Here is a 23962-nt window from a genome sequence, read left to right on the forward strand (position 1 = left end):
CCCGCCAGGGTCTTTGACCCTCGTTGGGCCACTTGGACGATCACCTGGTGATCAGGAGGCGACCGTACGTCATTGTCGAACTGTACGCATTGACGTGCGTCAGGAGAGGCATACAGGATGCACGAACATAGGTAACGGGGCTACGGGGTGCACATCATGAACAAGAGGATTTCCGGCGACGATTCGGGCTCTGGGGACACCTTCGGGGACGCTGCCAGAGACACCTCCAGAGACACCTCCAGAGACATCGCGATCGTTGGCATGTCCCTGAAGGTGCCCGGCGGAGGGGATCTGGAGGAGTTCTGGTCCGGCCTCACGGAGGGGGTGGAATCGGTCACCCGTTTCACGGACGAGGAGCTGCGCGAGGCCGGGATCTCCGAGGCCGACCTCCAGAACCCGCACTACATCAAGGCCAAGCCCGTCCTGGACGACGTGGCCGCGTTCGACGCCGCCTTCTTCGGTCTGACACCCCGTGAGGCTCAGGTCAGAGATCCGCAGCACCGGCTCTTCCTGGAGTCCGCGTACACCGCGCTGGAGCACGCGGGCTACGACCCCTTCCGCACCCCCGGCGCCGTCGGCGTCTACGGCGGCGGCGCGCCGAACTTCTACCGCGAGTGGAACGTCAACCACCACCCCGACGCCGCCGCGATCCTCGGCGAGGTCGGCGTCATCGTCGGCAACGCCACGGACTACATCACCACCTCCGTCTCCCACCAACTCGGCCTGACGGGGCCGAGCGTGAACGTGGTGACGGCCTGCTCCACCTCCCTCGTCGCCGTCCACATGGCCTGCCAGGCGCTGCGCGCGGGCGAGTGCGACGCCGCCGTCGCGGGCGGCGTCCAGGTCGAGCTGCCGCGCCGCACGGGCTACCACTCGGCCGAGGGCGGCATGTTCTCCGTCACCGGCCGCGTGCGCCCCTTCGACGCCAACGCGGACGGCACGATCTTCGGAACGGGAGTCGGCACCGTCGTCCTCAAGCGCTGGGCCGACGCCGTCGCCGACGGCGACCATGTGCACGGCGTCGTCCGCGCCTCCGCCGTGAACAACGACGGCAGGCTCAAGGCCGGGTTCACCGCGCCGAGCGTCGAGGGCCAGGCGATCCTGATCCGGCAGACGATGACGGCGTTCGGCATCGACCCCGACGACGTCGGCTATGTCGAGGCGCACGGCACCGGCACCCGCGTCGGCGACCCGATCGAGGTCAACGCGCTCACGCGGGCGTACCGCGACCTCGGCTCCAGCGGCACCGGCACCACCCCGATCGGCTCGGTCAAGGGCAACGTCGGGCACCTCGGCCCGGCCGCCGGGGTCATCGGCCTCATCAAGACCGCGCTCGCGCTCAAGACGGGCCTGATCCCGCCGAGCATCAACTACGCGGACCCGAACCCGGCGATCGACTTCGCCGACAGCCCCTTCTACGTCAACACCGCGCTCTCCCCCTGGCCCGAGCACCAGAAGGACCGGATCGCCGCCGTCAGCTCCTTCGGCGTCGGCGGCACCAACGCGCACCTGGTCGTCGCCGAGGCCCCGCCGGTCCCGTCGTCCCCGCACCCGCAGCACGACACGCCGTCGCTCAACGGCCACGGCGCGGTCAGCCTCAACGGGAAGGCCAGGAAGGGGAAGAATGGAAAGAAGGGGAAGGGCAAGGCCCCCGCGACCGACACGCCCGTGACCGGCCCGGCTGCCACCGACACGCCCGCCACCGGCACACCTGCGACCGACGCACCCGCCACCGACGCCCCGCTCCACCCCCGCCCCGTCGTCCTGCCGCTCTCCGGCCGTACGCCCGAGGCGCTCACCGCCGTGGCCGGGCGGCTCGCCGGGCATCTGGAGGCGCGTCCCGAGCTGGACACGCGCGACGTCGCCGCGACCCTCCGGCACGGCCGTCCCGCGCTCGCGCACCGCGCCGCCGTCGTGCTGGGCGAGGGCGACACGCTGGTGGAGGCCCTGCGCGGGGTGACGCCCGGCAAGCCGGTGGCCAAGGGGGAGCGCTCGCTCGGCTTCCTCTTCCCCGGACAGGGCTCCCAGCACCTCGGCATGGGCCGGAGCCTCTACGCGCATGAGCCCGTCTTCCGCGCCGCCGTCGACCGCTGCGCCGTGCTCGCCGAGCCGTACCTCGGACTCGACCTGCGCGAGGTCATGTTCGCCGACGCCGAGGAGGACGGCGCGAGCGCCCGGCTCACCCAGACGCGGCTGGCGCAGCCCGCCCTCTTCACCGTCGAGTACGCCATGGCCCGGCAGCTCATGAGCTGGGGCCTGGAGCCGGACGCGATGGCGGGGCACAGCGTCGGCGAGTACGTCGCCGCGACCCTCGCCGGGGTGTTCTCGCTGCCCGACGCGCTGCGGCTGGTGGCCCGCCGGGGCGCGCTCGTCCAGGAGCTGCCCGGCGGCAGCATGATGGCCGTGCCCGTACCGGCCGAGGAGGTCGAGGGCCTGGCCGGGATCGACATCGCCGCCTACAACGGCGAGCGGCTGACCGTGGTCTCGGGCCCCGACGACGCGATCGACGCGGCGCGCGCCGTGCTCGCCGAGCGCGGCGTGAACGGGCAGCGGCTGCACACCTCGCACGCCTTCCACTCCGCGATGATGGAGCCCGCCCTCGACGCCTTCGCCGCCGAGCTGGCCGAGGTCGAACTGCGCGCCCCCGAGCTGCCGTTCGTCTCCAACGTCACCGGCGACTGGATCACCGACGAGCAGGCCACGGACCCCGCGTACTGGGTCAGCCATCTGCGCTCACCCGTCCGCTTCGCACAGAGCGTCGCGCTCCTCCTGGAGGACACCGGGCGGCTGCTGGTCGAGTCCGGGCCGGGCCAGGTGCTCTCCGGGCTCGCCCGCGCGCAGGCCGTCGCGACCGGCAGCCGCGACCGCGTCGTCGTGCCGACCATGCCGATGCCGCAGGGCACCGAGGACGGCGAGGTCTGTCTCGCGCGCGCCGCCGCCGCGCTGTGGAGCGCGGGCGCGCCGCTCGACTGGGGCGCCTACGACACGCGGGCGTGGCGCCGCGTCCCGCTGCCCACCTACCCCTTCGAGCGCAAGGAGCACTGGCTCGACCCGGTCGCCACGCCCGAGCGGGGCACGGGGGCAGCATTCGACGCGTACGACACGCCCGAGCCGTACGAGGAGGGCCGCCGCACCATCGACCGCGCCCTCTTCGAGCCGGAGTGGCGCGCGGACTCCGAGGGCTCGGCCTCCGGCACCGGCGCGACGGCCGAGGGCACGCTCGCAGGGCGCTGGCTCCTGCTGCGCAGGGGCGAGGCTCTCGACGACACCGTCAACCGGCTGCGCGAGGCCGGGGCCGAGGTCGTGACCGTCGAGCCGGGGGAGCGGTTCGAACGGCTCACCGGAAGCCGCTACCAGCTCCGCCCAGGGGACCGCGAGGACTACGACCAGCTCGCCGCCTGCCTCGAAGCCGACGGCCAGCTCCCCGAACGCGTCCTGCACGGCTGGCTGTTCGGCCCGCCCACCGATGCCGAGACGACATTCCCGGCGCCGGGCGACCGTACGGCAGGCGACCGTACGGCCGGTGACGTCAAGGGCGCCGAGACGAACCGCTGGCTCGACCTCGGCTTCTTCAGTGTCCTCTTCCTCGCCCAGGCGCTCTCCGAGCGCGGCTCGTCCCTCGCGCCGCGCGTGCGCTGGGACGTCGTCGGCTCCCGCACCCGCTCGGTCTCCGGCGACGAGCACGTCGAGCCCGCGCGCGCCGCCGTGACCGGGGTCTGCGACGTCATGGCCAAGGAGCTGCCCGAGTTCCCGGTCCGCTGCGTCGACCTGGCCGAACACCGCTTCGGCGCGGGCCTGCTGGACGAGCTGCGCCGTACGCTCCGGCCCGGCGTACGGGACCGCTTCGTCGCGCGGCGCGGCCGCAAGCGCTGGACCCTCGGCTACCGGCAGGTGCCCGCGCCGCGCGCGACGGGCGCGGCGGGCCCGCTCCGCGAGCGCGGCACGTACCTGGTCACCGGCGGGCTCGGCGGCCTCGGCCTCACCGTGGCCGAGAGCCTCGCCCGGGCCGTGCGCGCCCGGCTCGTGCTCACCGCGCGCTCCGCGTTCCCGCCCCGCGCCGAGTGGGACCGGGTGCTGGAGGCGGACGGCGCCGACGGCACGCCGGAGGGCGTCCGCGACACGCTGCGCTGGCTGCGGCGCATCGAGGGGTACGGCGCCGAGGTGCTGGTCTGCCGCGCCGACGCCGCCGACGAGGACGCGATGCGCGCCGTCGTCGAGCGCGCCGAGGTGGAGTTCGGCCGCGTCCACGGCGTCTTCCACACGGCCGGTGTCCCCGGCGGCGGGCTGCTGGCCCTCAAGACGCGGGCCGAGGCCGAGCGCGTGATGTCCGCGAAGATCGCGGGCACGCTCGTCCTCGACAAGCTGCTGGGGGACCGGGCGGAGCTGATGGTGCTCTTCTCCTCCATCACCTCCGTCGCCGGGAACCTGGGCCAGACCGACTACGCGTCCGCCAACGCCTTCCTCGACGCCTACGCCCACGCCCGGCACGCCGAGGGACCCGGCTTCACGGTCTCCGTCAACTGGGACGCCTGGGCCGAACTCGGCATGGCGGCCAAGGCCGACGCGCTCGCGCCCGCCGCGTTCCGCGCGCTCCAGACGGGCGCCCCGGCCGGGGCCGGCTCCCTGGCCACCCGGGCCCCCGCCCCCGCTGCCGCTCCCGTCCCCGTTCCCGTACGCGAGCCCGTTCCGGCCCCCGCGCCCGGCACGCACCCCCTCCTGGGCGAGCGCGCCGAGGGCGAGGACGGCGCGCTCACGTACCGCGTCACCATGGACGCCGACGCGCACTGGGTGGTCCGCGAGCACCGGGTGGCCGGGACGGCCGTCTGGCCCGCCACGGCGTACGTCGAGACGGCGCGCGCCGCGGGCGCCGACGCGCTGGACACGGACGGCCCGCTGCGGCTCACCGACATGACGTTCCTGTCCATGCTCACGCTGAACGAGCCGCGCACGCTCCGCACGACGCTCGTCCCCGAGCGGGACGGCTACCAGGTCAGCATCGCCAGCTCGCCCGTCGCCGGTTCGGCCGTAGCCGCCTCGCCCGACGGCGAGGAGTGGACCGAGCACGCCACCTGCCTCGTCCGCACGGCCCCCGCCGCGACGCCGCCGGTCCAGGACCTGGAGGTGCTCCGCGAGTGCTTCCCGGTCGTCAAGCCGGACACCGAGTCCTACGAACCCGAGGTCGGGCTCATCGACTTCGGGCCCCGCTGGACGAACATGGCCGAGATCCGCCGCGACGACTCCTCGACCCTCGCCCGCGTCGAGATGCCCGAGCCGTACGTGGACGAGATCGCCGACTACCCGCTCCACCCCGCCCTGTTCGACGCGGCGACCTCCAACGCCGTCTATCTGCCGGACCTCGGCGCGGCGGGCGAGAGCTATCTGCCGTTCTCCGTCAGCGACATCACCGTACGGGCGCCGCTGCCGCCGACCCTGCACGTCTACTCGCGGCGGCGCGGAGCGCACCAGAACCTGGTGACGTTCGACATCACGCTGACCGACGACGCGGGCAAGGAGGTCGTGGACGTCAGCGGCTACACGGTGCGCTCCTGGAACCCGGCCGAGTTCCGCGAGAACGTCGCGTCCCGCACGGAGGCCCCGCAGCCGGAACCGGAACCGGAACCGGAACCGGAGAAGGGGCCGGAGCAGGAAGCCCCGGCCCCGACCCTCGGCGGCGAGTTCGCGATCCGGCCCGAGGAGGGCGTGCAGGCGCTCTGGCACATCCTCAGCGACCGCGTCGGCCCGCAGGTCGTCGTCGTGCCGGAGGGCATCGAGGCCCGGCTGCGTACGGTCGAGAGGCTCACGCAGGACGTCATCGAGGGCGGCGCGGGAGACGAGGACGCCGGGAACCGTCCGGAACGTGCCTCCGCGGGGACGAGCGCCGCCCCGAAGGACGAAGCCCCAGCGGCAGCGGGCACGTCCGGTGGCAGCACGCACGAGCGGCTGACGCGGCTGTGGGCCGACGCGCTGGGCATCGAGGACGTCGGCGTCGACGACGACTTCTTCGCGCTCGGCGGCAACTCGCTCGTGGGCGTGCAGCTCGCGGCGCGCGTACGCAAGGAGTTCGAGACGGACCTGCCCATCGCGACCCTCATCGAGAACCCCACGGTCCGCGCCATCGCTGGGATCATCGGCGCATGAACCCGTGGACCCCGTTCCCGCCCTCCGGCGCGGGGGAGCTGACGCTCTACTGCTTCCCCTGCGCCGGGCAGGGCGCCTCCGCCTACCGCTCCTGGCAGCGGCTGCTCGGCCCCGAGATCGACGTCGTGCCCGTGCAGCTGCCGGGCCGCGAGGGGCGCGCGACGACCCCGCAGCACTCGGACATGGGCAGCCTCATGGACGCCCTGCTGCCCGTGCTCCAGGAGCAGCTCCCCGAGCGGTTCGCGCTCTTCGGGCACAGCATGGGCGGCACCGTCGCGTTCGAGGCGGCGTGCGGGCTGGAGGCGGCGGGCCGGGCGCCCGAGCACGTCTTCGTCGCCGCCCAGCGCCCGCCGGACGACCCGGGCGGTGAGCTGGAGCTGCACGATCTGCCACACGCCGCGTTCATGACGATGCTCGGGCTCTTCGGACAGGTGACCGTCGAGATGTTCGAGGACCCGGCCGCCGTCGAGCTGGCGGCGGCGACGCTCCGCGCGGACTTCGCGCTCGCGGAGACGTACGAGGCGCCGCCGGGCCAGGTCCTGGCCAGCCCCCTCACGGTGCTGGCCGGACTCGCGGACAGCAGCGTGCCGCCCGCCTCGCTGCGGGGCTGGAAGGAGCGGGCCGGGGGCGGCTTCACGTTCCGGCCGATCCCCGGGGACCACTTCTTCGTCCACGAGCGCGTGGAGGAGGTCACCGGGCTGCTCAGGAACACGCTGCTGGGCGGATGAGTGACGGTGGCGAACGGGTAGGGTCGTGCACGTTGTGCAACGCGCGTGCAGAGGAGGGGCGGCATGGCCGCTGAGCAGGGGAACAACCAGAGCGTGGAGCGCGCGGCGGCGGTGCTGCGCGCCCTGGCGGAGGGGCGGCCCGAGCTGCGGGTGTCCGACGTGGCGTCCATGGTCGGCCTCGGGCCCTCCACGACCTCCCGCCTCCTCGCCACGCTGGAAGCGGTCGACCTGGTCGAACGCGACCCCGTCAGCAACCTCTACCGGCTCGGCCTCGGCACCCTTCCGCTGGCCGCCGTCGCCGCCAACCGGCACCCCGTGCACCGTGCCTCGCGCATGGTCCTCCAGGGCCTCGCGGCCCGCACGGGGCTCGGCGCGAACGCGGCCGTGCGGCGCGGCGACGCGCTGATGTTCCTCTGCAACTTCGAGGGGCCCCGCGCCCCCAAGTCCCAGACCCAGGCGGGCCACACGGCGCCGCTGCACGCGACGGGCATCGGCAAGTGCCTGCTCTCCGGCATGACCGCCGAGGAGCGGCGCGCGCTGCTGGGCGAACCCCTCGCCGCGCACACCGAGTTCACCGCCGTCAGCCACGAGGCGCTGGACGCGGCGGTGGAGGAGGTACGGCGCACGGGGTACGCGGTGGAGGCGAACGAACGCGCCCTCGGCCGCGCCTCCTTCGCCGCCCCGGTCCGCGACGCCGCCGACGAGATCGTCGCCGCGATCTCCCTCTGGGGCCCGGCCTCGGTCCTCGGCGAGGAGGAGACCCGAAGCGTGCTCGCCCGCGAGGTCATCGAGTGCGCGGACGCGGTGAGCCAAGCGCTGGGCGCGCGCTGACCGCCGGGCAGGGGGTGCCCCTTCCCGTGCGTCGCGGACTGCGACTGCGTCGTGACCGGCCGCGCAGTTCCCCGCGCCCCCAAGATGAGCCCCCTTGCGAAGGTGCCCCGTCAGGGGCGCGGGGAACTGCGCGCCCAGCCGTGGCGGACCCGCAGTCAGCGGCGTGCCGGACGGGGCAGTCTCTCCCGGCGGAAGAGGGTGACTCTTGGGGGCGCGGGGAACTGCGCGCCCAGCCGTGGCGTACCCGCAGTCAGCGGCGTGCCGGACGGGGCAGTCTCTTCCAGCGGAAGAGGGTGACTCTTGGGGGCGCGGGGAACTGCGCGCTCAGCCGAGGCGCACCCGCAGCCCGGCACGCGCCGCAAGGGGCAACCCCTTCCCGGCGTCAGGGACCGAGGCTCTGCGACGCCGCAGAGAGGACGGCTTCAGCCGTAACGGCGAGCGCGGGCGAGTCCAGGCGCCACTGCTGCCAGAAGAGGGGGACGCGGGAGTCGCGGTCCGGGTCCAGGCGGATCAACGACCCCGCGCGGAGGCGCGGTTCGGCCTGCTCCTCCGGGACCATGCCCCAGCCGAGGCCCGCCGTGATCGCGTCGACGAAGCCGTCGGACGTCGGGACGTAGTGCCGCCGGGCACTCGCCGCGCGCCGCCCGTCCGTGAGCCGCCGCACGAAGTCGTCCTGGAAGGTCTCCCGGCGGTCGAAGAACATCGCGGGCGCGTCCGGCAGCACCTCCCGCAGCGGCACCTCGGGCCAGGTCCCCAGGTGGCGTTCGGCGAAGCGGGGCGCGGCGACCGGCAGGTACCGCATCGTGCCGAGCCGCCGCACCGTACAGCCCGCGACCGCGACCGACGAGGAGGTCACGGCGGCCATCACCACGCCCTCGCGGAGGAGTTCGAGGGTGTGGAACTCGTCCTCGCGGTGCAGCTCGAAGCAGATGCCCTCGTCCTCCGGGACGCGGGAGAGGGCGGGCAGGAACCAGGTCGCCAGGGAGTCCGCGTTGACCGCGACGGGAAGCAGGAACGGCTCGTCCTCCTCGCTCATCCCGAGCGAGGCCCGCGTGTCCCGTTCGAGCTGCGCGACCTGCCGCGCGAACCGTACGACCGCCTGTCCCGACTCCGTGGGCCGCACCGGCTTGGTCCGCGTCAGCAGCACGCGGCCGGTCCGGCGCTCCAGGGCCTTCACGCGCTGGCTGACCGCAGGGGGCGTCACGTGCAGTGCGGCGGCAGCGGCGTCGAACGTGCCCTCGTCCACCACCGCGAGCAGCGTCCGTACCTGGTCGAGCGGCAGCTCGGAAACCGACATCTTCACGATTGCTTAAGCTACATCAGAATCTTTACCTGTACTTACCCTCGGCCGGTTACCTAACGTCACCGGCATGGGAACCACACTCGCCGCCGGTGCCACAGGATTCGGCACCGGCCTCTCGCTCATCGTCGCCATCGGCTCGCAGAACGCGTTCGTGCTCCGCCAGGGCATCCGCCGCGAGGCGGTCCTCGGGGTCGTCGTCCTCTGCGCGCTCTCGGACGCCGCGCTCATCACGGCGGGCGTCGCGGGCGTGGGCGCCGTGGTCGAGGCGTGGCCGCCGCTGCTGACCCTGGTCGGCCTGGCGGGCGGCGGGTTCCTCCTCACCTACGCGGTGCTGGCCGCGCGGCGCGCGCTGCGGCCCGAGGCGATGACCGCCGAGGGCGGCACGGCGTCCTCGCGCCGGGCGGCGCTGCTCACCTGCGCGGCGCTGACCTGGCTCAACCCGCACGTCTACCTCGACACCGTGCTGCTGCTCGGCTCCGTCGCCAACGGGCACGGCGACGAGCGCTGGGTCTTCGGCGCGGGCGCCGTCCTCGGCAGCGTCGTCTGGTTCGCCGCGCTGGGGTACGGCGCCCGCCTCCTCACCGGCTTCTTCGCCCGCCCCGCCTCCTGGCGCGCCCTCGACGCCGTGATCGCCGTGACCATGGCGGCCATCGGCACGACGCTGATAGCCGGAGCCCTTTAAGGATCACCTGCAAGGATCACCCCATGCCGCCGAAGCCCACGCTGACGGAACGCCGCGCCCCCTGGGTCGTGTTCACCTCCGCCGCCGACCCCTGGCTGACGTCGGAGACGGCCACCCTCGTACGGCGGGGCGGTCTGGTCCTGCGTGTCGACGGCCGTGAGCTGCGGGACGCCGCGTCCGTCTTCCGTACGTTCGCCCGGGAGCTGTCCTTCGCCGGGTACTTCGGCCACAACTGGGACGCCCTGGTCGACTGCCTCCAGGACTGGCACGGCCCCGGCCACGGCAACCAGGACCTCGCGATCCTGATCGACCACGCGGACGGCCTGTGCGAGGCCGACTTCCTGGGGGTGCTCGTCTCGGTCCTCGCCCAGGCGGCCTGGCACTCCAACCTCCGCCTCGACGCCGACGGCAACCTCGACGCATGGCGGCCACGCGTCGCCCAGCACTTCGTCCTCCTGCTGGACCGCACCGCCCCCGCGGCCTTCGCCGAGGGGGCGGCGCGCGGTATGGACGTGGCGGTCGCCCTCGCGGACGGCCGCCTCCTGGCCGGTCTGACCCCCGTCGACTGGCCGCCCGGCCCGGCTCAGGCGTAGGCGCGGACCGCCACGACATGGGCGCGGTCGGCGCCGTGCGTGGCCGTCGTCCGGACGCGGAGGGCGCACAGCCCCAGGCCCTCGTCCACGTCGTGCACGCGGTGCCGCCGCCGGTTGTCCTCGACGCGCGCCAGCTCGTGCCAGTGTCCTGCGGGGTCGCGGCCCTCCAGGACGTACGACTTGACCAGCTCCGGCATGATCTCGAACGGGGTCCGGTGCCGGTGGAGGTTGTTGAGGTACTCGTCGACGTCGTCGTCCAGGACGAGGTGCACCGTGCGCGGCGCCTGGGGCGCGTCCCACTCCAGCAGCAGCCACTCGTCCATGCGGGACGGGTCGGCGACGCGGGCCGAGGACCACATCTGGGGGCCGCCGTACGGGCGCTGGTAGCCGCCGACCGCCTTGTCCGGGGCGAGCGCGCGGGTCTCGGGGGCCGCGCGGAAGCAGAAGGAGCTGCGGCGCAGTTCGCGCGCCGACCACTCGACGACCCGCTGGCCCTCCTCCTCCGGGATGTCGTGGTCGACCGCCGCGTCGCCCTGGGCCTTGCGGCGCAGCGACAGCACGCCGTCCACGCGCTGCCGTACGAGACGGAGCGAGACGTGCGGGTGTGCGCGGACGAGCACGACGACCTGGGCCGGGAGGGACGCCGACGCCGACGCTGACGCCGGGACGTGGCCGAAGTGCGCCGTCGCCCACGCGGCCTGCCCTGCCGTGGGCCCGGCCTTGACCTGTGCCGCCGTGGTGGCCAGGTGGCGCACGGGTACGCCGTTCTCGGGGAGGCCCGTGTCCCACAGCTCGACGCTCAGCTCCGCCCCGTCGGGCAGGTCCGTGGAGGCGAGGAGCGCGACGCTGTCGAGGCGGGGGTCGGCGGGGAGGAGGAGGCCGACGTCGCGGGTGAGGGGGTACTCCTCCTCGGTCCCGTCGGGCTCGGCCGCCAGCACCTCCGTGGTCGAGGAGGCGGTGACCCGGGCCGTACGGGCGAGGTCGGCGGGGTCGGTGTGGGCGAGGCCGATCACGGAGGCGTCCTGGCGGACCAGGGTGTGGCGGAGGAGGTCCAGCCGCTCCGTGGCCAGTCCGCGCGGGGACAGGTCCTCCGACACGCACAGGGCCGCCGCCGTGCCCGCGGCCTCGCCGAGCGTGGCGCAGGTGGCCATGACGCGGGTGGCGCCGAAGGCGACGTGGGTGGCGGAGATGTCGCGCCCGGCGAAGAAGAGGTTGGCGACGTTGGCCGAGTAGAGGCAGCGCAGGGGGATATGGAAGATGCCGTCGGCGTACCGCTGGCGCGCGCCGGGCTCGTTCGCGTACATCCCCTCGACCGGGTGCAGGTCCACCGACCAGCCGCCGAAGGCGACCGCGTCGGGGAACTGGCGCTGCTCCAGGACGTCCCGCTGGGTGAGGACGTGATCGCCGAGGAAACGGCGGTACTCGCGCTTGCCGGGGAGGCTGCCGACCCACTCCAGGGTGAGGTTGTCGGCCTCGAACTCGCCCGAGTTCTTGATGTGGTCCCAGATGCCCATGATCGCGGCGTGCAGCTCGTCGCGTATCCGCTCGTTGTCGTGGACGGTGTCGAGCTCGCCGCCCCACTCGATCCACCAGTAGTCGCAGCCGTTGTCGCCGGTGCGCAGGACGCGGTTGCGGAGGATGGGGGTGGTGGAGAGGTCGCGCGCGTAGGAGGGCGGCACGAACTTCACGGGGCGGCCCGCGTCCTTGGTGTAGAAGAGGATCGTCGAGCCGAGCAGCGCCCCGTCGGCCTCCTCGGGGGCCCACGGCTCGTCGTACTCGGCACGGGCCTCGCGGCCGATGCGGTGACGGGCACCGGCGAGATGGCCGATCAGGCCGTCGCCGGTGCAGTCGAGGAACTGTTCGGCGCGGAAGGTGGTCCGGCGCTCCGAGCCCAGCGTCCAGCCGGTGACGGAGTGCAGCACGCGGGCGTCCTCGGGGCCGCTCGCCTCGGCCTCGCGCACATCGGTGTTGAGGTAGAGGTCGATGAGCGGCTCGGCGAGGACGGCGTCGAGGACCACCTGGTCCCAGTAGTACGGATTGCCCTCGGGGTTGCGGAACTGGTTCTCCGTGTAGAGCTCGCCCATGATGCCGGTCTCCCGGGCGTACCGGTGCACGCCGTGTGCGGTGGCGCCGCAGACCCACACCCGCACCTCGCTGCTGGAGTTGCCGCCCAGCACCGGCCTGTTGTGGACCAGCGCCACCCGGCGGCCGAGGCGTGCGGCGGCGATGGCCGCGCACGTCCCCGCGAGTCCTCCGCCGATGACGGCGATGTCGTGACGGGCCTGTTCCTCGCGCATGGCTCCGGCTCCTTCGCACAAACGGTGCTGTGAAGTGGTTGCTGTCCCATAGGAACGTACATCACTTTCAGATTGTGCAATCACTATGCAGTGTATGGGATCTGTTGTAACTTCTCGCGGCAGATCGAACGGAACCTGGGACTGGCTGGGAACGGTGGAGGCCGCTGTGCAGGACACGCATGACAGAGGGACCACAGAGGCGGAGGACACCGGGGTACCCCCGCGCACGCTGCGCCGGGTGCTGGTCGCGGCCGGGCTGGGCCACTTCGTGGAGTGGTTCGACTTCGGGATCTACGGCACGCTGGCCGTGATCCTCGCGCACAACTTCTTCCCCTCGGGGAACGAGCAGGCCGAACTGCTCTCGACGTTCGCCGTGTTCGGCGCGGGCTTCGTGATGCGGCCGCTGGGCGGGCTGTTCTTCGGCTCGCTCGGCGACCGCATAGGCCGTCAGCGCACCCTCGCCCTCGTCGTGCTCACCACCTCGGCGGCCACCCTCGCCATGGGCCTGCTGCCCACCCACGCCTCGGTCGGCGTCCTCGCGCCCGTGCTGCTCGTCCTCGCGCGGCTGGTGCAGGGCTTCGCGGCCGGGGGCGAGTCGGCGGGGGCCACGACGCTGCTCGCCGAGTACGCGCCCGCCGACCGGCGGGGCCGGGTCACCTCGTGGATCGACGCCACCGGCTTCGCCGCGTTCGTCGCGGGCTCGGGGCTCGTGCTGCTGCTGACCGCCGCGCTCTCCGAGTCCTCGATGGACGACTGGGGCTGGCGCATCCCGTTCCTGCTCGCCGCGCCGCTCGGGATCGCCGGGGTCTATCTCCGTACGCGGCTGGAGGACTCCCCGGAGTTCCGCAGGCTCAAGGAGTCGGGCGGCACCGCCGGTTCACCGCTCAAGGAGAGCCTGGCCACGGCCCGTACGGCCATGCTCTTCTGCATCGGCTTCATGCTCATCAAGGCCGTCGGCCACTGGGCGCTGCAGACGTTCATGCCGGGATACCTCCAGACCACGCTGGACTTCGACCGGGTGCCCGCCTTCGCCATCACCACCATCGGGCTCTTCGTGATCGCCGTGCTGGTGCCGTTCATGGGCTCGCTCTCCGACCGGTACGGGCGCAGGCCGCTGATGATCGGCGGCTGTCTCGGCTTCGTGCTGCTCTCCTGGCCCGCGTTCTGGCTGATGTCCCAGGGACACGCGGTGCTCGCGTGCCTCGCGATGATCCTGCTCGGCGTCTTCATGGCCGCCTTCGACGGCGCCAGCTCCGCCGCCCTCGCCGAGCTCTTCCCCACGCGGGTGCGGTACGGCGCGATGGCTGTCGCGTACAACATCGCGACCGCGCTCTTCGGCGGCATGACCCCGTACTTCGCGACCTGGCTCGTCAGCGCGACCGACTACGACCTCTCGCCCGCCTTCTACCTGATGGTGATCGCCCTGGTCTCCATGATCGCCCTGCTGCGGGCCCGCGAGACGGCCCGTACGCGACTGACGCCCTGAACCGTCCCGACCGCCTGACCCCCCCCACAAGGAAAGAGGCAGCCGTGTCCCGTACGTTCCGCCGCGCCGCGCCCCTCCTCGCGCTCGCGCTGCTCACCCCGCTCGCGGCGACGGCCCCGGCGCGGGCCGCCGCCGACGCCGCCGACGCCGCCGCCGACCCGGCGACCAGCGTCGTGCCCTACCCCATGGACTCCTCCAACCAGGCGGGCTGGTGGTCGCCCGTCGCGACGCACAAGGGCGCGGGCTCGTACACGTACTTCGCCTTCAACGAGCCCGCCGCCGACGAGAGCCGCCACAAGGTCGCCGTCGCGCGCCGCGCGCCCTCGGGGGAGTGGACGAAGCTGCCGGTGCGGCAGCGGGACGGCAAGCAGGCCGAGTACGCCGACGACATCGGCCACAACCAGCCCTCGGTCGCCCGCGACGGCAGCGGGCGGCTGCACGTCTTCGCCTCGATGCACAACGACACCTGGCGCTACTTCCGCTCCGACGCGCCCGGCGGTGCTTCCGGCGACCCCGTGAACCACGCCGGTGACCTGCCCGACCAGGGCAAGGGCATCACCTACCCCGTCGTGACGACGGCCCCGAACGGCGACCTCTACCTGATCGCGCGCGTCGACGTCTCCGGCAGCGCGCGCCACGGCGGGCTCTACCACTGGGACGACTCGGCGTCGAAGTGGAGCAAGGTCGCCGACTTCGCGGGCGCCGAGAACCGCTCCGTCTACCCCGACGACATCCAGACCGACGCGCAGGGCCGGGTCCACCTGCTCTTCGAGTGGGCGAGCCACCCCGCAGCCGTCTTCCGCCACCAGCTCTCCTACCTGCGCTACGACCCCGCCGACGGCACCTTCCGCGACAGCGCCGGGGCGCGCGAGCAGGCCCCCGTCACGCCCGCGACCGCCGACACCGTGCAGCCCGTCACCGCGGGGGAGGAGTGGACCAGCGATCCCGCGTACGCCGGGCCCGCCGTGCAGAGCGCCAAGCTCGCCCTGGACGGCGGCCGCCCCAAGGTCGCCTACCGCTACCGGCACGCGGGCAGCGAGGGACGGTTCGACGTCCGCTACGGCTACCTCCGCGACGGCCGCTGGGCCCGCCAGACCGTCCACGCCGGTGCCCAGACGCGCGCCGCCGTCGGCATCACCTGGGACGAACAGGACGGCAAGCGCGTCTACTTCGCGAAGTCGGCGGGCGCCGACCGCGCCTTCGCCGCGACCGAGTCCGGCGGGAAGTGGACCGCGGCGTCCGTCGCGCCCGGCGTCCCCGCCGAGCGCCTCGCCGTCCGCCGCGACGCCGACGGGGGCGACGTGCTCTATCTGGCCGACGTCGCGGGCGGACGGCTCCACTACGGACGGCGCTGAGAGGGCGGACGGCTCCACCACGGACGGCGCTGAGAGCGTGGACGGCCCCACCACGCGCCGCCGAGCGCGGAGCCGTCCGCCGCCGTCGCCGCGCACGGCGCCCCCGCCGGTCGTACGCTCAGGAACGCACCGGAGCCGGAGCCGTCGGAACAACGGCGGGCGCACGCGCGTTCAGCGAGAGCGGCGGCAGAACGGAGAGCGACCTCGTGAGAGACCTGAGCAGCGTGCGACCCCTGTCCTTCGGGGCCCGGCCCGAGGGCGAGCGGCTCGCCCGTATCGAGCGGTCCCCGCACTACGACAGGGCGGCGGGGCGCTTCACCAACCCCGAGGCGGCCCCGGACGCGCCCCGCGCGACGGGGACGCGCGGCCAGATGATGCGCGCGCTGCTCCGCACCCGGGGCCGTAAGCCCGCGGGCGCGATCCCCCTGGAGCGGCCCGACCTGTCGGCGCCGCCCGCCTCCGGGCTGCGCCTCACCTGGCTGGGCCACTCCACCGTCCTCGCGGAGATCGACGGACGGCGCGTGCTCTTCGACCCCGTGTGGGGGAGGCGCTGCTCGCCGTTCTCGTTCGTGGGCCCGAAGCGGCTGCACCCCGCGCCGGTCCCGCTGGAGCGGCTGGGCCCGCTCGACGCCGTCGTCGTCTCGCACGACCACTACGACCATCTGGACCTCCCCACGATCCGCGCCCTGGCCCGCTCCGGCGCCCGGTTCGCCGTGCCGCTGGGCGTGGGCGCGCACCTGGAGCGCTGGGGCGTCCCCGCAGCCCGGGTGGACGAGCTGGACTGGCACGAGTCGGCCGAGGTGGCGGGGCTGACCCTCACCGCGACGCCCGCGCGGCACTTCTGCGGGCGCGGACTGCGCGACGCGCAGCGTGCGCTGTGGGCCTCGTGGACGGTCACGGGCCCGGAGCACCGGGTCTTCCACAGCGGCGACACGGGCTATTTCCCGGGCTTCGCGGACATCGGCGAGCGGTACGGCCCGTTCGACGCGACGATGATCCAGATCGGCGCGTACAGCGAGGCGTTCTGGCCCGACATCCACATGACCCCCGAGGAGGGCGTCCGCGCCCACCTCGGCCTGGCCCGCGCCGAGGCCCCGGTCCTCCCCATCCACTGGGGCACCTTCAACCTGGCCCTCCACCCCTGGGCCGAGCCCGCCGAGCGCACCCTCGCGGCCGCGGCGGCCGCGGGCGTACGGGCGGCGGTGCCGAGGCCCGGCGGCTCCTTCGAGCCCTCCGCCGAGGAGCTGCCCGCCGAGCCGTGGTGGCGCGCGGTCGCGGCCGCGACCGGCGACCGGGTCAGCCGCGGCGGCCTGGCCGGCCGGGTCAGCCGCCGGACGGCCCCCGCAGCAGCCCGTCGTGGCGGTCGAGCCAGTTCCGGCGCAGCACGTCCAGCACCGGCAGCACCACGACCGCGCTGATCCCCGGCAGCGCCGCCAGGCTCACGTAGCGCGCCGAGGGGTGGCGGGCGAGCACCTCGGCGGCGTGCTCCGTGTCCCCGGGCGCGAGGGTGAGGGTGACGACGGCCTCCAGCGCGTACCCCAGCAGCGCGGGCTCGATCTCGACGCGCGGGCGGACGACGCCGTCCCGCAGGAGCTGCCGCGCCGTGCGGTACGCCGTGGACTGGGCGACGCCCAGCTCGCGGGCGATCTTCGCGGCCGGGGCGCGTCCGGCGGCCGACGGCGGCTCGCCCACCTCCTCGAGGTGCTCCGCCGCCAGGCGCGGCACCCGCCAGCTGTCCGTCCTGGTCAGCGCGCGCAGCACCAGCTCGGAACGGGCCGAGCCCACCCCCGGCATCGACGGCAGCCGCGCCGTCAGCAGCTCGCGCACGGCGCCGCGCGTACCGGGCTGCACGACGGCGTAGATGTCGGTGCGCCCCGCCGTCGTCGCGACGAGCTGGGCCTCGGGCAGGGCGGCCGTACGCCGGGCGAGCTCGTCCGCGCGGCCCGGCTCGGCCGTGAGCCGGACGTGCCAGGGGTTGCCCTCGCCCGTGATCGACCAGTCCGGCTGACTGAGTGTTTGGTCCGACAATTGGTGTTTGCTCCAGCCTCGCGGCGGTGGTCGCACCGCGTAGGGCGGTTGTGCGCTCGCGCTGACTGATGTCACACAGCTCCTGCGTTCGGCAGTTCTCACCCGTGTGGCGCCCACTCAACATCGTTCCGCAATGGCTCGGCACCCACATCCTTTCGCATTTCGGATCTCAGCATTTGCACAGAATCGGCATATTTATTTAGGCAGCTGAGGAACTCCGGGCTGTACCTGTCGCAGCGAAGATTCACAGCCTCCTGCATTTGGAGCAGGCTGTTGAACACCACATTCATAGCGGCTGCCACGGAGTTGGGGGCGAACAGGATGATTCGCTCACGCGTGACGTAAAGACTGCTTTCCTTGAAGACTTGACGACTGGACTCCTGTAGCTGGTCAGGAGGGGCTTGCGCTGCCGTCAGGGCAAGACCGCGGAACGCTCCGGCCGATTCATTCATGGATTGCAGGAAGCTCAAGTAGGCTTCGGTTCGGACTGCCTGATGGAGCTGCAGGCGAGCTTCCTTGCTGCGGAAACGTTCCGATATGAGAGTGCTGGCTACGCCGATAGCTGTCCCTAGGAGCGTCGACAGCAGAGTGAACCACTGCATGGCAAATTCCCATCGGCCAGGCACGTAATGGGTCGGTTGAATTTCCAACAAATCTGACGTTCTGGCGCCTTGTTGTTAAGTTCCGCGCCAGTTGGGGGTGGCTTCGCCGGTGAGACGGCGGGCCATGAGGTCGATCATCGCGAGGTGGATCATGGCCTCGGATCGGTGTGGGTGTCTCTCGTAGTCGCGGGCGAGGCGGCGGTGGTGCATGAGCCAGCCGATGCTCCGTTCGATGGTCCAGCGTCTCGGAATGACCTTGAAGCCTTTGGCTCCGGGCTCGCGTTGGACGGGGTGAACGTCGATGCCAAGGCGGGCGCCGTGCTCGATGGCGGTGGTGCGGTAGCCGACGTCCACCCAGGCTTTGCGGATGTGGGGGTGGGCGGCGGCGATCCGTGAGAGCAGGGTCACGCCGGCCGCGGTGTCGGAGACGCTGGCGGCAGTGACCAGGACGGTCAGCAGCAGGCCGAGGGTGTCGCAGCCCAGATTGCGCTTGCGGCCGATGATCCGTTTCCCGGCGTCGGTGCCCTGGTCGGCACGGTGCACGTTGGCGGAGGTCTTGATGCTCTGGGAGTCCAGCACACAGGCCGACGGCTCTCCGTCTCGGCCCTCGGCCTGGCGGACCAGGCTCCTCAGCAGCCTGGTGAGCTGCGTGAAGACGCCGTCCTGCTGCCACCGTGCGAAGTAGCCGTAGACCGTGGGGTGGGGCGGGAAGTCGTGCGGCAGGTAGCGCCAGGGGATCCCGGTGCGGTCCACGTACAGGATGGCGTTCACGATCTGCCGTAGGTCGTGCTCGGGCGGGCGCCCGATGTCCAGGGCGTACTGACGACGTTTGACCCGCCAGTCCGTGAGGACCGGTTCGATCAGTGCCCAGCGGGCGTCGGAGAGGTCGCTGGGGTAGCCGCGCTGCCCGGTCATGTCTTGGATGTACTGCGGGATGGCCGCCCTGGCCAGTGGTCAAAGGGGACTGTTCAAGGCGTGTCGGAGTGAGACAGGAGGAGGCCGGGCGAAACAAGCCTCTGCTGTCACCGGCTAAACGGGCGCCTCACCCATCCCTCCAGCCCCAGAATAGTAAGGTCAGAAAACTACACCAGGTCGCCTGGAAACAGGACCAAACACTCAGTGAGAACCTGTCTGGAAAGGTGCATGCCAGGTGCTTGATGTCTGGTAGAGAGCCCGTTCGTGTGGCTTCGCGGCCGATTCCGACTCAGGCGGCGGCTCATGGGCAGGACGCCCTCGTCCACACGTTCTCGAACGAAATAGAGGTCACTCGTGCGCAAGAACTCACGTGCTGTTCTCGTCACGCTGCTCGCGGTTGCCGCTCTTGCGGCGGGGGGCACCGCCCATGCCGCGCCGTCCGACGGCCCTCTGGACGGACTGTCCGCACCGACCAGGGAACAGGCCACCGCTGTGCACGACTTCGACAGGCTCCTCGACGCAACGGATGACCTGGCTGACCGCGCCGACCCTGACAGGCAGCCGGGCCTGGAGACTCAGGTCCGATAGCCGCCAACAGCATCGAAGCAGTCAGGTAGGCCGGCGGTATTCACGCTGCTTGCAGCGCTTCAGCCGGTCGGGGTGGGGCGGCGGCGGGATGGCAGCCGGGCTGGGCGAGGCGGCGGGTCATGAGGGTGATGACCGCGAGGTTCACCATCGCTTCGGCGTGGGCGGGTCTGCGTTAACCACGCGAGGCTCCGCTCCACGATCCAGCGGCGGGGCAACAGGACGAAACCCTGCGCTCCCTTCGGGCGCGAGACGGTCTTGACCGTCAGGTTCAGGGTGGTGCTGGCCCAGGTGACCAGGGTTCCGGCGTAGGCGCGGTCGGCCCACACGACCGTGATCTCCGGATGCGTGCGCCGTAGCCGGGTCAGCATCATCCGGGCGGCGTGGCTGTCGTGGACGTCGGCCGGGGTGACACCGACGAGCAGGGGAAGGCCGGTCAGGTCGACGACGACGTGTCGCTTCCGGCTCGTGATCTTTTTCCGGGGTCATAGCCGGACGTCTCACGCCCCACCGTCTCGGCGGCCTTGACCGACTGGCTGTCGATGACTGTGGCGACGCCGTGCGGGGAGGTGCCCATGCGGCGCCGGACCTGGCGGCGCAACTGGTCGCGGACCTGTTCGAGGACTCCGGCCCGGCTCCAGCGCACGAAGAAGCCGTAGACCGTCGGGTAAGGCGGGAAGTCCGCGGGCAGGGCCCTCCAACGGGTGTGCCCGGAGACCACGTAACGGATGGCGTCGAAGACGTCCCGGCGCGGGTGGGTCTCGGGGCGGCCTCCGGCCCGGGTCTGGGACGCGGGTGGCGGTAGCAGGCCCGCGACCAGGGCCCATTCGGAGTCCGTGGTGTCGGACGGGTAGCGGCGAGGGCGCATGTCGCATGCCCTTTCTCCCGGCCCCGGACGGGGCCGGGCGGAGGTTCAGACGATCAGGTCGAGGGTGGCCTCGACCGAGGTGAGATGGGTGACCAGGACGCGGACGCGCTTGTCGTCCGGGGGCAGGCGGGCGTTCGGCGCGAGGGTGGCGGTGATGAACCGCCGCACTTCGGTGACCTTGACCCGCAGCCACGCCACCTCATAACGCTCCAGCTCATCGCCGTCAGAGGTGAACTGGTAGCCGTCGACGCGGGTCCAGATCAGGGGTGGCCAGTTCATCTCGGTGATGATGTCGCGCAGCATCGCCAGCCCGTCCTGGGCCTGGCGCCGGGAGAGCTCGCAGGCGGCCAGTAGCTGTGGGGTGTGCAGCCCGGCGGGTCTCACCTCCATCAGGATCCGGTAGATGCACTCGGCGTGCCGGCGGGCGGCGTCTCCCTTCCGCCGCCCCGGCTCCGAGCGTCGTGCCACGGCCTAGTCCTCTTTCAAGAGCCGGGACAGCTCGGCGTCCATGTCCACCTCTCCGGTGTCCACGGCGTGCTCGATCCAGTCACAGGCGGCGCGGACCTTCGCTATCCGTTCGTGCACGAGGTCGCGCTCGTCCTCGCCGAGCTGTCGGTCGCGCAGGCCGGGAACGGTGCGTCCGGCCTTGGCGACGAACGCGTGGCAGGCCGTGATCAGGTCCAGGAACTCGGCCGTCCGCTCGAAGTGCTTGATGACGGGCGCCAGCTCGTGGCTCTCCTCGAACTCCTCGCGGGCCTGGCGGCCCCGCTCGACCTGCGCATGGTTGACCTGCGTTCTGGCGGTGGGGTCGCTCATGGCCTTGAAAGCGACATCGGGCCTGCGCAGCAGATTCGTGGCGGCCGTCGCGGCGACTGACTCGTCCCGGGTGAATTCCTCGATCACCCGGGCTTTCTCCTCCGCCGGGTATTTGGTCGCCACCTTCGGCCGCCGCAGCAGATCACCGGTCACCTGGGCCGTGACCTCGTCGTCCCGGGCGAGCGAGTGGATCGCGGAGACCTTCTCCTGCGGTGAGACGGGGTTCTCGACCTGGCGCCCCACCCGCCGACTGGCGTCGTCCGCCGTTCACCGGCTCTTCCCCTCCGGCGGCGTCGTGACCGCGGCGAAGCGTTCGGCCTCGTCCTCGATCCCGCCCAGGATGCGGTGCACCGTATAGGACACGCCCGGCTGCCGGTGCTCCTCAGGCCACCTCGACGCCGTCCAGCGCGCGTTGCGCACCGTGCTGTACTTCAACCCGATGTCCTCGGCCAGCTCCGTCAAGGACCGCTGCACCGAGAACTCCGCCTCACCCGGGGCTCCCCCTCGGGAACGCGCGGGCTCGACCTCCAGGGCCCGGTCTCCGATACGGAACTGCCCCCTGGACTGCTGCTCGACCACGTCCCGCAGCTCGGCCACGATCTCGTCGTAACGCTGCCGGGCCACACACCCGACCTTCTCAGCGGGCACCTCGCCCACCCTCAAAAGACCGAGGCGCGGCAGAACCACTTCGCCAGCGACGAACCCCGGCCTCCTGCCCAGCAGCCTTCTCCCGCTGCCAGATCCACAGCAACCCAAGGCCAATGCTCTCCGCCACCGTGGCCTCAACCAGCCTCAACATCCCCGCGAGCAAGGTTCAAATACGGGTTCTGACCGCCGACGCGCAGCACCCGGCGGGACTCCAGCCGGGCCAGCCGCCGCCCCGCCGTGATCGGCGAGACCTCCAGCACCTCGCCGAGCAGGCTGAGCGGGGCGCGCGGGGCGCGCGGGGCGCGCTGGAGCGCAGCCTCCAGGTCGAGATCGGCGTCGTCGAGCACGGGCCGCACCGAAGAGGCACAGAGCCGCTGGCTCGGTCCGCTGCTGCGGGTGCTCGGCGGCATCGAGACTGCCGCACCCCTTCTGGCTGTTCGCCATCCTCAGCGGGCTGCTCGCGGTGCTCAGCTGGGCGCTCGCCCTCGGCGGCGTCTCCGCCGAGTCGCCCGGGGAGGACGGCAAGACCATCGCCGTCCGCAACCTGATCTCGGGCGACGGCATCCGCATGATGGTCACCGACGCGGTCGAGAACTACGCGACGTTCCCGCCGCTCGCGACCATCCTCGTCGTGATGCTCGGCGTCGCCGTCGCCGACCGTACGGGCCTGCTCTCGGCCATGCTCCGCGCGGGCGTCGGCACCCTCGCCTCCCTCACCTTGCCGCTCGCGCTGACCATGCTCGTCGCCTGGACGCTGCTCTTCTACGCCTGGTACGCGCTCGGCATCCCGCTCGGCCCCGGCGTCCCCGTCCGCTGAAGTCCTGTGAACAGGGCACCCGGCACCCCGCCCCGTAACCCTCCGCCCAGGAAGGAACCCGTACCCATGACCGCACCCGCACCCGCCCACGCCCCCGCCGCCGCGCTCGCCGAGGCCGCACGCGAGGCGCTGCCCGCGCTCACCGAGGACCTGCGGCGCCTCGTCCATCTCGACACCCCGAGCGACGACAAGGCGCTCCTCGACGCCGGGCTCGACGCGATCCGCGGCTGGCTGCGCGAGCGGCTCGGCGATCCAGACGAGGAGACCCGGCACGACGGCGGCGCCCACGGCGACGTGCTGGAGGTCCTCTACCGGGGCACCGGGCCCGGCACCGGCGGCACCGTCCTCGTCGTCTGCCACTACGACACGGTGTGGCCCGCGGGGACGCCGGAGGAGTGGCCGTTCTCCGTGGACGCGGACGGCAGGGCCACCGGGCCCGGGCTCTTCGACATGAAGACCGGCCTCGCGCAGGCCGTCTGGGCGGTGGCGCTGCTCGACCGGCTGGGCCTGGAGCGCCCCGCCGTACGGTTCCTGATCAACGGCGACGAGGAGATCGGCAGCCCCGCCTCACGCGCCCACATCGAGCGGGCCGACGAGGACGCGCGCGCCACGTTCATCTGCGAGGCGTCCCACCACGGCGCGCTGAAGACCTCGCGCAAGGGCGTCGGCCTCTTCGAGGTCGAGGTGACCGGCGTCGAGGCGCACGCGGGCCTGGATCCCGACGCCGGGGCCAGCGCCGTCCACGCGCTCGCCGAACTGGTCCCCGTCATCGCGGGCGCGGGCGACCGCGCCCGGGGTACGACCCTCAACGTCGGCCTCATCAGCGGCGGCACGGGCCGCAACGTGGTCGCCGGGCGGGCTCTCTGCGGCATCGACGTCCGCGTCGCCGAGCCCGGCGAGATGGCCCGCGTCGACGCCGTCCTCTCCGGCCTCACCGCGACCGACCCGCGCGTGAAGGTCACCGTCACCGGCGCCTGGAACCGGCCCCCGATGGTGCCCACCCCGGCCTCGCGCCGGGTGTTCGCGCTGGCCCGGCGGGTCGGCGCGGAACTGGGCGTGACCGTCGAGGAGGTCGGCGTCGGCGGCGCCAGCGACGGCAACTTCGTCTCGGCGCTGGGCCGTCCGGTCCTCGACGGGCTCGGCGCGGTCGGCGACGGGGCGCACGCCCGTCACGAGCACATCCTGCTCGACCGCGTCCCCGAACGTACGGCGCTGACGGCGGGCCTCCTGCACGCGCTGGCCGCCGACGACGGGGCCGGAGGCGCCTGAG

17 protein-coding genes and 2 pseudogenes are annotated in these 23962 nt (G+C 72.7%); 10 read left to right on the top strand and 9 right to left on the bottom strand.

Annotated features, from left to right (window positions below):
• Positions 1 to 156 precede the first annotated feature (156 nt).
• From ACGF3A_RS14320 to ACGF3A_RS14330, 3 genes are all read left to right on the top strand, one after another.
• Entirely contained in the window at positions 157 to 6138 is a 5982-nt protein-coding gene (locus tag ACGF3A_RS14320; RefSeq protein WP_393729420.1) for an SDR family NAD(P)-dependent oxidoreductase, read from the top strand.
• On the top strand, positions 6135 to 6866 hold the full coding sequence (locus ACGF3A_RS14325; RefSeq protein WP_393729422.1) for a thioesterase II family protein: 732 nt from the start codon (positions 6135 to 6137) through the stop codon (positions 6864 to 6866). The genes ACGF3A_RS14320 and ACGF3A_RS14325 overlap by 4 nt, the downstream gene beginning before the upstream one ends.
• Positions 6867 to 6929: 63 nt before the next feature.
• Positions 6930 to 7697, top strand: a complete 768-nt coding sequence (locus tag ACGF3A_RS14330) for an IclR family transcriptional regulator (RefSeq protein WP_393729424.1) — start codon at positions 6930 to 6932, stop codon at positions 7695 to 7697.
• Positions 7698 to 8079: 382 nt separating this feature from the next.
• On the opposite strand, the gene ACGF3A_RS14335 is transcribed toward ACGF3A_RS14330, so the two are convergent.
• The gene (locus ACGF3A_RS14335; RefSeq protein WP_393730672.1) at positions 8080 to 8994 is read right to left on the bottom strand and encodes a LysR family transcriptional regulator ArgP; all 915 of its coding nucleotides are present in this window, start codon (positions 8992 to 8994) and stop codon (positions 8080 to 8082) included.
• A gap of 73 nt (positions 8995 to 9067) precedes the next feature.
• Between ACGF3A_RS14335 and ACGF3A_RS14340 the strand changes: the two genes are divergently transcribed.
• Together ACGF3A_RS14340 and ACGF3A_RS14345 are read left to right on the top strand one after the other, a co-directional pair.
• Complete coding sequence (locus ACGF3A_RS14340) at positions 9068 to 9682, top strand: LysE/ArgO family amino acid transporter (RefSeq protein ID WP_393729426.1); 615 nt, start codon at positions 9068 to 9070, stop codon at positions 9680 to 9682.
• Positions 9683 to 9705: 23 nt separating this feature from the next.
• Positions 9706 to 10275, top strand: coding sequence for a barstar family protein (locus ACGF3A_RS14345; protein WP_393729428.1), 570 nt, complete (start codon positions 9706 to 9708; stop codon positions 10273 to 10275).
• On the opposite strand, the gene ACGF3A_RS14350 is transcribed toward ACGF3A_RS14345, so the two are convergent.
• The gene (locus ACGF3A_RS14350) at positions 10266 to 12800 is read right to left on the bottom strand and encodes an FAD-dependent oxidoreductase (protein ID WP_393729430.1); all 2535 of its coding nucleotides are present in this window, start codon (positions 12798 to 12800) and stop codon (positions 10266 to 10268) included. The genes ACGF3A_RS14345 and ACGF3A_RS14350 overlap by 10 nt on opposite strands.
• Here ACGF3A_RS14350 and ACGF3A_RS14355 point away from each other — a divergent pair.
• From ACGF3A_RS14355 to ACGF3A_RS14365, 3 genes are all read left to right on the top strand, one after another.
• Positions 12739 to 14058, top strand: coding sequence for an MFS transporter (locus ACGF3A_RS14355; protein ID WP_393729432.1), 1320 nt, complete (start codon positions 12739 to 12741; stop codon positions 14056 to 14058). The genes ACGF3A_RS14350 and ACGF3A_RS14355 overlap by 62 nt on opposite strands.
• Positions 14059 to 14102: 44 nt before the next feature.
• Positions 14103 to 15413 (top strand): BNR-4 repeat-containing protein, encoded by a 1311-nt coding sequence (locus ACGF3A_RS14360; protein ID WP_393729434.1) that lies wholly within the window; start codon positions 14103 to 14105, stop codon positions 15411 to 15413.
• A gap of 206 nt (positions 15414 to 15619) precedes the next feature.
• On the top strand, positions 15620 to 16831 hold the full coding sequence (locus tag ACGF3A_RS14365; protein ID WP_393729436.1) for an MBL fold metallo-hydrolase: 1212 nt from the start codon (positions 15620 to 15622) through the stop codon (positions 16829 to 16831).
• Here ACGF3A_RS14365 and ACGF3A_RS14370 read toward each other — a convergent pair.
• The 7 genes and pseudogenes from ACGF3A_RS14370 to ACGF3A_RS14400 all read right to left on the bottom strand — a co-directional run bounded on the left by ACGF3A_RS14370 (position 16737) and on the right by ACGF3A_RS14400 (position 22285).
• Positions 16737 to 17441 carry an Lrp/AsnC ligand binding domain-containing protein gene (locus ACGF3A_RS14370; RefSeq protein ID WP_393729438.1) on the bottom strand — a complete coding sequence of 235 codons (705 nt, stop codon included), beginning with the start codon at positions 17439 to 17441 and terminating at the stop codon, positions 16737 to 16739. The two genes, ACGF3A_RS14365 and ACGF3A_RS14370, sit on opposite strands and share 95 nt — an antisense overlap.
• A 98-nt stretch (positions 17442 to 17539) precedes the next feature.
• Positions 17540 to 18043 (bottom strand): hypothetical protein, encoded by a 504-nt coding sequence (locus ACGF3A_RS14375; RefSeq protein WP_393729440.1) that lies wholly within the window; start codon positions 18041 to 18043, stop codon positions 17540 to 17542.
• 75 nt (positions 18044 to 18118) lie between these two features.
• Positions 18119 to 18958: an IS5 family transposase gene (locus ACGF3A_RS14380; protein ID WP_393729442.1), complete on the bottom strand. Its 840-nt coding sequence runs from the start codon at positions 18956 to 18958 to the stop codon at positions 18119 to 18121.
• A gap of 628 nt (positions 18959 to 19586) precedes the next feature.
• Positions 19587 to 20411: pseudogene (locus ACGF3A_RS14385) on the bottom strand (IS5 family transposase).
• Between the two features lie 45 nt (positions 20412 to 20456).
• The gene (locus ACGF3A_RS14390) at positions 20457 to 20879 is read right to left on the bottom strand and encodes a RacP protein (protein WP_393729444.1); all 423 of its coding nucleotides are present in this window, start codon (positions 20877 to 20879) and stop codon (positions 20457 to 20459) included.
• A gap of 3 nt (positions 20880 to 20882) precedes the next feature.
• Positions 20883 to 21875: pseudogene (locus ACGF3A_RS14395) on the bottom strand (DUF6192 family protein).
• 134 nt (positions 21876 to 22009) lie between these two features.
• Positions 22010 to 22285, bottom strand: coding sequence for a hypothetical protein (locus tag ACGF3A_RS14400; RefSeq protein ID WP_393729446.1), 276 nt, complete (start codon positions 22283 to 22285; stop codon positions 22010 to 22012).
• 53 nt (positions 22286 to 22338) lie between these two features.
• On the opposite strand from ACGF3A_RS14400, the gene ACGF3A_RS14405 reads away from it, so the two are divergent.
• Together ACGF3A_RS14405 and ACGF3A_RS14410 are read left to right on the top strand one after the other, a co-directional pair.
• A complete protein-coding gene (locus tag ACGF3A_RS14405) occupies positions 22339 to 22692 on the top strand; it encodes an AbgT family transporter (RefSeq protein ID WP_393729448.1) in 354 nt (117 codons plus the stop codon).
• Positions 22693 to 22758: 66 nt separating this feature from the next.
• Positions 22759 to 23961, top strand: a complete 1203-nt coding sequence (locus tag ACGF3A_RS14410; RefSeq protein WP_393729450.1) for a M20 family metallopeptidase — start codon at positions 22759 to 22761, stop codon at positions 23959 to 23961.
• Position 23962 lies beyond the last annotated feature (1 nt).

Source organism: Streptomyces sp. NPDC048172 (assembly GCF_043202595.1).
In the GTDB taxonomy this organism is placed as follows: Bacteria; Actinomycetota; Actinomycetes; order Streptomycetales; family Streptomycetaceae; genus Streptomyces.